The organism is Companilactobacillus miaonis (assembly GCF_036913615.1).
Lineage (GTDB): Bacteria > Bacillota > Bacilli > Lactobacillales > Lactobacillaceae > Companilactobacillus.
Window position 1 is genome coordinate 25,897 of sequence record NZ_JAYKTX010000019.1, and the last position, 7,473, is coordinate 33,369.

General features: G+C 38.1%; 7 protein-coding genes. 5 read left to right on the forward strand and 2 right to left on the reverse strand.

What is annotated here, in order from left to right:
* Window positions 1–130 precede the first annotated feature (130 nt).
* Window positions 131–1,264: a trans-sulfuration enzyme family protein gene (locus U8521_RS12525; protein WP_334352915.1), complete on the reverse strand. Its 1,134-nt coding sequence runs from the start codon at window positions 1,262–1,264 to the stop codon at window positions 131–133.
* 157 nt (window positions 1,265–1,421) lie between these two features.
* Here U8521_RS12525 and U8521_RS12530 point away from each other — a divergent pair, with 157 nt between their 5' ends.
* The 5 genes from U8521_RS12530 (at window position 1,422) to U8521_RS12550 (ending at window position 6,406) form a co-directional block, all read left to right on the forward strand.
* Window positions 1,422–2,057, forward strand: coding sequence for a pentapeptide repeat-containing protein (locus tag U8521_RS12530; protein ID WP_334352916.1), 636 nt, complete (start codon window positions 1,422–1,424; stop codon window positions 2,055–2,057).
* A 135-nt stretch (window positions 2,058–2,192) separates the two neighbouring features.
* Window positions 2,193–2,564 carry a cupredoxin domain-containing protein gene (locus U8521_RS12535; RefSeq protein WP_135374629.1) on the forward strand — a complete coding sequence of 124 codons (372 nt, stop codon included), beginning with the start codon at window positions 2,193–2,195 and terminating at the stop codon, window positions 2,562–2,564.
* Window positions 2,565–2,578: 14 nt separating this feature from the next.
* Complete coding sequence (locus U8521_RS12540; RefSeq protein ID WP_334352917.1) at window positions 2,579–2,845, forward strand: cupredoxin domain-containing protein; 267 nt, start codon at window positions 2,579–2,581, stop codon at window positions 2,843–2,845.
* Window positions 2,842–4,764 carry a copper-translocating P-type ATPase gene (locus U8521_RS12545; protein WP_334352918.1) on the forward strand — a complete coding sequence of 641 codons (1,923 nt, stop codon included), beginning with the start codon at window positions 2,842–2,844 and terminating at the stop codon, window positions 4,762–4,764. The genes U8521_RS12540 and U8521_RS12545 overlap by 4 nt, the downstream gene beginning before the upstream one ends.
* A 265-nt stretch (window positions 4,765–5,029) precedes the next feature.
* Window positions 5,030–6,406, forward strand: coding sequence for an aspartate ammonia-lyase (locus tag U8521_RS12550; protein ID WP_334352919.1), 1,377 nt, complete (start codon window positions 5,030–5,032; stop codon window positions 6,404–6,406).
* 382 nt (window positions 6,407–6,788) lie between these two features.
* Here U8521_RS12550 and U8521_RS12555 read toward each other — a convergent pair whose 3' ends face one another.
* A complete protein-coding gene (locus U8521_RS12555) occupies window positions 6,789–7,289 on the reverse strand; it encodes a GtrA family protein (RefSeq protein ID WP_334352920.1) in 501 nt (166 codons plus the stop codon).
* Between the last annotated feature and the right edge of the window lie 184 nt (window positions 7,290–7,473).

Genomic DNA, 7,473 nt, shown 5'->3' on the forward strand with positions numbered 1-7,473 from the left:
ATATAGAACTTGCTTGAGGAAATTGTGAGGGCTTTCCCTAGCAATTTCCTACGCAATCCTACGCAATCCTACGCAATCCTACGCAATCCTACGCAATCCTACGCAATCCTACAGAACCCCGTGAATCCTATTACATTAACGAGTCTTTGATATCGTGCAACAGATCTTCCGGATTCTCTATTCCGCAAGATAATCTGATCAAGGTTGGCGTGACACCGGCTTTGATGCGATCACTTTCTGGCATGCACGCGTGAGACATTGACCAAGGATAGGAGAGGATACTTTCAACTCCGCCGAGACTGACTGCGACGATGGGAATCGTGACGTTGTGGAAGAGTTGTTCAACTTGCTGTGCATTTTCTAACTCAAACGAAAGGACAGCTCCACCATTTTTGGCTTGTTTTTGATTGATTTCAAAGCCATCGTGAGTCGGTAATCCTGGATAGTAAACTTGTTTAACCTTGTCTAAAGTTCGCAAATTTTCAGCTAGAAATTGGGCATTGTGGCAAGCTTTTTCCATTCTGACAGCAAGTGTTTTGATGCCACGCAATAAGAGCCAGCTTTCCTCAATTCCCGGACAAGAACCGAGGATACGCTTGTTTTTTTCTAAGTTTTGAGCAATTTTTTCATCATTAGTTAACACAATCCCCATCACGATATCACTGTGACCGCCGAGAAATTTAGTTGCGCTGTGAATTACCACGTCACAACCTAATTCAAATGGACTTTGAACTAGTGGTGTCATAAAAGTATTGTCGCAAACACTAATGATATGGTGCTTTTGGGCAATTTGGCAAACTGCTTGAAGATCGGTGATTTTTAACAAGGGGTTGGATGGAGTTTCCAAGTAAAACATCTTGGTGTTTTCTTGAATCGCTTTTTCCCAAGCCCCAGTATCAGTTTCATCAATTTGAGTATAAGTGATGCCAAAATTATTCATTAAATCGTGAATCAATTGGAAAGTTCCACCATAAATATCTTTTCCTAAAACGATGTGGTCGCCGGATTTTAAAGTTAATAACGTTGCCGAGATGGCACCCATTCCAGATGAGTAAGCAATCCCATACTTAGCTTTTTCTAAAGCCGTGACCGCTAATTCAGCTGCATGAATAGTTGGATTAGAAAAGCGAGTGTAAGTATATTGGCCAGCTTTAGGGAAGTCATTTTGATGGAAAGTTGAAGTCTGACATTTGGAAATTGAAGCTGCGCCAGTAACCGGATCAAGCATCGGATAACCATGTAGAATCGTTGTATCAGTATGCATGTTAATTTCCTTTCTGTTTTTGTTCACACCCTTCATTGAGGAGTATAACGGAAAAGGGAGCCTTTTGAAACCGATTTCATAACTATTTAGAAATAGATATGAACCCCAAATAGTAACTCCAGGTAGAATTTGCTATGATGCTAGTGAGGTGATAAATTTGGAAAATCCTAAGGTGGTAGCCGACTATTTAGAGAAAGGTTCCTTCTATAATATATTGGATGAAGAAGATTATTATTTGGGCAACCAATTGCTAGAAAATGAAGTGATTGAAAATTTGACGATTGCTCATCCAGTAGTCGATAAGTCATTTTTAAAACATGAAACTTTTATCGGCGGGAATTTTGATAAGTTTGAAGTGTCGGATACTGTCTTTTCCGGCTGCGATTTGTCGAACTGTATCTTGAGCGAGGGAAGTTTCTATCGCGTGACATTTAAAAACTGCAAGTTACTGGGGACTAATTTTGACCAATCCTTTTTAAATAATGTTACTTTTGAAAATTGTTTGCTGGATATGGCGGCATTGAATCAACTCAATTTAAAAACGGTGATTTTCAGCGGTTGTCAAATGAAGGATGCCAGCTTCAATGAGAATAAATTAGTCAAAGTTAGATTCACGCGTTGTAACCTAAATGAGATGACATTTTGGCAAACTAAGCTTAAGAATTTGGACTTCAGTGATAGCGAGTTTGAAACGATTGACTTAGACCAGGAAATGATGCGCGGTTTAAAGGTCAATTCAGAACAGGCAAGTTTCTTAGCACAATATTTCTTGGGAATTAAGGTTTCCTACTAATTATAAATTCCGTATTTTGTTGGAATTTATTTTTTTAGTTTTCTTAGTTGACAAATGTAAACTTGTAGCTTAGTATAATAAATGAAGTTTACAGATGTAAACAATTGAATGGAAATGGGAAAGAAGAGAAGGTATATGACAAGAATAATCGTATTGATCATCGGTTTAGCAATTATTGGATTCATTCTTTGGTGGTTCTTCGGCAAGCATGAGGTTGCTCAAACTACTGCCACAGTCAATGATGACAATCAAAGTGTTGATGTCGAAGTGAACGGGGGCTATTCACCAGAAGTCATCACTTTAAAGAAAGGTGTTCCGGCAGTTTTGAACTTCACTCGTAAAGATGCTTCCAGCTGTTTGGATCGAGTCGTCTTTTCTGATTTCGGAATCAATCAAGAATTACCACAAAATGAAAAGCAAGCTATTAAGATTGACACAACCAAAGCTGGCGAATACCAATGGGCTTGTGGTATGGATATGTTCCATGGCAAATTGATCATTAAATAAGAGGAGAAAAAATTATGTCAGTACAAAAAGTAAATATTAACGTTGCAGGAAAATATGAACCAAGTGTAGTTACTTTAGAAAAAGGTGTACCAGCTGAACTTACTTTTACTAGAACTAAAGATCAAGGTTGTTTGGATGTTGTTCACTCAAAGGATTTGGATTTTGAAACACAACTACCACTAAATGTTGCAAAAACCGTCAAAGTTCCAACTGATAAAGCAGGAGAATTCAACTTCAGTTGCGGTATGGACATGTTCTCCGGAAAGGTTGTGATCAAATGACGATTACAAAACGTTTCTGGGTCGCATTGATTTTTTCTTTACCAATGTTGGTCGGGATGATCTTGATGCCATTTGGAATTCACCTACCAGGGGGCGCCGTTACACAGTTTGTTTTCACAACTATCGTTATGGCGGTAGCGGCACGTCCATTCATTCAAAGTGCTTGGGCTTCATTCAAAAAGCACCATTCAAATATGGATACTTTAGTCGCAATTGGGACAGCAACTGCCTATATTTATAGTATTTACGCCATGTTCACTAACCAAAGTGTTTTCTTTGAGAGTGCAGCCTTCGTAGTTACTTTTGTTCTTTTGGGACAAGTGTTCGAAGAAAGAATGCGTAATAACGCTTCAAATGCAATTGAAAAATTAGTTGATCTGCAAGCTAAAGAGGCTGAAGTTATGCGTGATGGCCAACTAGTGAAAATTCCGCTAGAAGAAGTTGTCACAGGGGATTTAATCAGAGTAAAACCTGGACAAAAAATTGCCGTCGATGGCGTTATAACGGAAGGTAGTTCGACAATTGATGAGTCAATGGTCACTGGTGAAAGTATGCCGGTCGCAAAAAATGTTGGAGACAAAGTCATTGGTTCAACTATCAACAGCAATGGAACTTTCATGTTTAAAGCTGAAAAGGTTGGGAAAGATACCATGCTTTCTCAAATCGTTGAATTAGTTAAAAAAGCTCAAAACAGTCATGCACCAATTCAAAATTTGACTGATAAGGTTTCAGAGATCTTTGTACCTGCAGTTCTGATCCTATCAATTTTGACTTTCTTAGTTTGGTACGTTTTCTTAGGAGCAACCGTTGCACAAGCTTTGATCTTCGGTGTATCCGTAGTCGTCATCGCCTGTCCATGTGCTTTAGGACTCGCAACACCAACTGCCTTGATGGTTGGAACTGGTCGTGGTGCCAAAATGGGTATCTTGATCAAGAATGGTGAAGTTTTGGAGGAAGTTAACGACGTTAAGACTGTTGTTTTCGACAAAACTGGTACTATCACTAAAGGTAAGCCTGAAGTAACTGACATTGTTGGGGATGAAAATGTCCTTGCCATTGCCAGCGTGATGGAAGAATCAAGTGAGCACCCACTAGCTCAAGCCATTTTGGACAAAGCAAAAGAGAAGTCAGTAACTAAGTTTGATGTCACGCAATTTAAAGCTATCGAAGGTAAGGGAGTTTCCGCCAAAGTTAATGGTCAAACTGCTTTTGTCGGTAATGATAAATTGTTAAATGATGCTGAAATCAAACCAGAAATGAAAGACCAGATGATTCAACTTCAAAACGAAGCTAAAACGGTTGTTTTCGTTGGTTTGGATAACAAAATTATTGGTTTAATTGCCATTCAAGATGCACCAAAAGAAACCTCTAAAGAGGCTATTGCCACTTTGAAAGCACGTGGTTTGAAGACAGTTATGTTGACTGGTGATAACGAACGTGTTGCTAAAGCTATCGCTGACGAAGTCGGCATTGACTCAGTAATCGCTGATGTTTTACCAAGTGACAAAGCTGATCATGTTAAAGCTTTACAAAAAGATGGTAAAGTTGCCTTTGTCGGTGACGGAATCAATGATGCACCAGCATTAACCATGGCTGATGTCGGAATTGCCATGGGTTCAGGGACTGATATCGCTATCGAATCTGGTGGTATTGTCTTAATGAAGAATGATTTACGCGATGTTGCCAAAGCCTTAGAACTAAGTCGTAAGACCTTCAATCGTATCAAATTGAATCTCTTCTGGGCTTTTGTCTACAACGTCTTAGGAATTCCTGTGGCTGCTGGACTGTTCTTCACATTAGGATTGACCTTGAGTCCTGAATTAGCCGGATTAGCAATGGCTTTCAGTTCCTTGTCAGTTGTAACTAGTTCAGTTCTATTAAATAAAGCTAAAATTTCGACTGCAACAACTGCAGTCTAAAGAAACGACCGACTGGTCGTTTTTTTTGTCAAAAAATAAAGCTATTTTACAATTACATGTTGTCTATTGAATTAAGAAACGCTTGGTCAATAGAATCCTGAATCTGATTGAAAAAGTGTTTTTGAAAGAAATTTTATCAAACGCACTGGCAATAGCAAAGCTGCTTGAAAAGTAGTTAAGAATTTTCAAATCAAAATATCAAAATTATTTATAAATTAAATGACAAATGTTATCTTCTCTTCGTATAAGAAAGAGAGAAGTTAAGATGAAAAACAGAATAGAAAAAGATTCCATCGGTGAAATGTCGATCAATCAAGATAAGTATTTTGGTATCAACACCCAGCGTGCTCTCAATAATTTTCAAATCAGAGTCAATAAGACTGATTTAGAATTGATAAAACAGATTGCTCAAATTAAACGAGCTGCCGCAATGACTAATGAAAAATTGAATCGAATCAGTAGTGAAAAATCAAAAGCAATTCAACAAGCGGCACAAGAGATTAACGCTGGTGAATTTGATGATCAATTTTTGATTCCCGAAATTCAAGGTGGAGCTGGGACCTCAACTAATATGAATGTGAATGAAGTCATCGCTAACCGTGGTTTGGAAATTTTGCACCATCGACGTGGACAATATCAATATTTAAGTCCACAAGATGATGTTAACGCCGGGCAATCAACCAATGATGTCTATCCTAGTGCAGGTAAGTTGACAATTTATTTGAAGACACAAGAATTAGAAGAAGCATTGGTGAAATTGATTAAAGTATTGCAACAGAAGGGTATCGAATTTAAAGATGTTTCTAAAATTGGACGTACGCAGTTACAAGAAGCCGTACCTACAACATTAGGGAATACTTTTAATGCTTTTGCGGATGGACTCAAAAGATGTCTGTATAGATTGAAAATTAATTTGCCTGCCATGCTGGAATTGAACCTTGGTGGAACAGCGATTGGAACGGGAGTAAATACTTCCAAAGGCTATCAAGACTTGCTATATTCTCAACTGCAGAAAATTTATCAAGTTAAAGTTCATCCTGCATTCGATTTAATTGATGGAACTCAGAATTTAGATTCGTTTGTTCAAATATCCGGCAGTTTAAAAGCATTGGCTGTCACAATGTCGAAAATGAGTCACGATTTAAGATTGCTCTCGAGTGGTCCGAGAAGTGGTTTCAACGAAATCCATTTACCAGCAAGACAAGCAGGTTCATCGATCATGCCAGGAAAAGTGAATCCAGTTATCCCCGAAGTTGTCAGCCAGATTGCCTTTCAGGTGATTGGCAACGATACAACTGTCACATTGGCAGCTGAGTCGGGTGAATTGGAATTGAACGCTTTTGAGCCAGTGATCTTTCATAATCTATTTGAATCAATTGAATTATTAAAGAATGCTTGTCAAATGTTGACGACTGAGTGTATTCCTGGAATCAAGGCCAATAAAGCTAAGTGTCAACAGGATTTGGACAAAAGTGTCGAAACGGTGACCAAATTAACACCAATAATCGGCTATCAAACTGCTAGTGAGGTAGTAACAGAATCACTAAAAACTGGAGTCGATGTCTATAAATTATTACGAAAGAAGAAATTATTCTCTAATAATAAAGAGACTGCCAAGAAATTGAATGAAGTTCTGAATTAAAAAATGAATTTAGAGCATAACTATTTTTACTCCTATTAAACAAATATACCGTGGTAATCAAAGAACGATTACCACGGTATATTTGCTTTAATGCTCGAGAGTTGAGTATGTTCTGATTTTTAACTGAAATGAGTTACACAAGCCAGGCCCAGCCATATAGCTACATTTCCCAAATCACACACAAGAGCGGTGTGCAATTCGTGAAATTAGGCTATCTGTCTGAGCCTAAGCGGGCTTGTTTCACTCTCTAACCGAAACGAGTTACACAAGAGCAACTCCCTACAAGATAGCAAAACTTCCCAAACCGCCCGCAAAATGCGCGTGCAATTTGAAAAGTTCCGCTATCCTCCGGGAGCTGAACGCTCTTGTTCCACTCTCTATATTAATGATTACGATTCTTAAAAATAAAGAATTTGGAAAGTACATAGTTACCAATAATTGCTAAGATTTGTCCAACAACTTTTGAAGCTGTTCCATTGGCACTTAATAATGAAATTCCAATCCAAAGAGTTGCTGTCTCAATTAAATAGGTTAAGATTCGAGTTCCGTAAAAGGCTAACATTTCTGCAAAGGCAGTTTTAGATTTGTGACGGAAGACAATAACTCGATCGACCCAGAATCCAACTTGAACGCCTAGAAACCAGGCAATTAAATTGGCGATTTGATAATTCATATGAATAGCGTGATAAAGAAGATAGAAGGTACCAAAGTTAACTACAACTGAGATCAAACCCCATAAAACGTAGCGGACGGCCTGTTTACCAGTACTTTCTTCGATTATTTCAGACTGGGCTGAGAAAACTGGTTCAGCGTCATTGATCCCCTCAGAAACTTCTTCCATAATTTTGGTTACTGGACGCTCATCGTCTGTTTTTTTGCTCATTTTCTAACCCCTCCTGTAAAAGTGCATACTCTAATATTAAACCTTTTTAATAGAGTTTAGACAATTTTTGTGATTGTTAAATTCAAAATTACTGGCGAATTTTATAATCAAGTTAGCCACTTTAGAAAAATGACAAAATAAAAACACCAAGACGTAAAAATCAGGTATCATTGGAGTTCTCACA

Bases quoted from the DNA above. Each gene is read 5' to 3' on its own strand.
- U8521_RS12525 (WP_334352915.1), bottom strand. From the start codon at position 1,264: ATGCATACTGATACAACGATTCTACATGGTTATCCGATGCTTGATCCG.
- U8521_RS12535 (WP_135374629.1), top strand. From the start codon at position 2,193: ATGACAAGAATAATCGTATTGATCATCGGTTTAGCAATTATTGGATTC.
- U8521_RS12540 (WP_334352917.1), top strand. From the start codon at position 2,579: ATGTCAGTACAAAAAGTAAATATTAACGTTGCAGGAAAATATGAACCA.
- U8521_RS12545 (WP_334352918.1), top strand. From the start codon at position 2,842: ATGACGATTACAAAACGTTTCTGGGTCGCATTGATTTTTTCTTTACCA.
- U8521_RS12550 (WP_334352919.1), top strand. From the start codon at position 5,030: ATGAAAAACAGAATAGAAAAAGATTCCATCGGTGAAATGTCGATCAAT.
- U8521_RS12555 (WP_334352920.1), bottom strand. From the start codon at position 7,289: ATGAGCAAAAAAACAGACGATGAGCGTCCAGTAACCAAAATTATGGAA.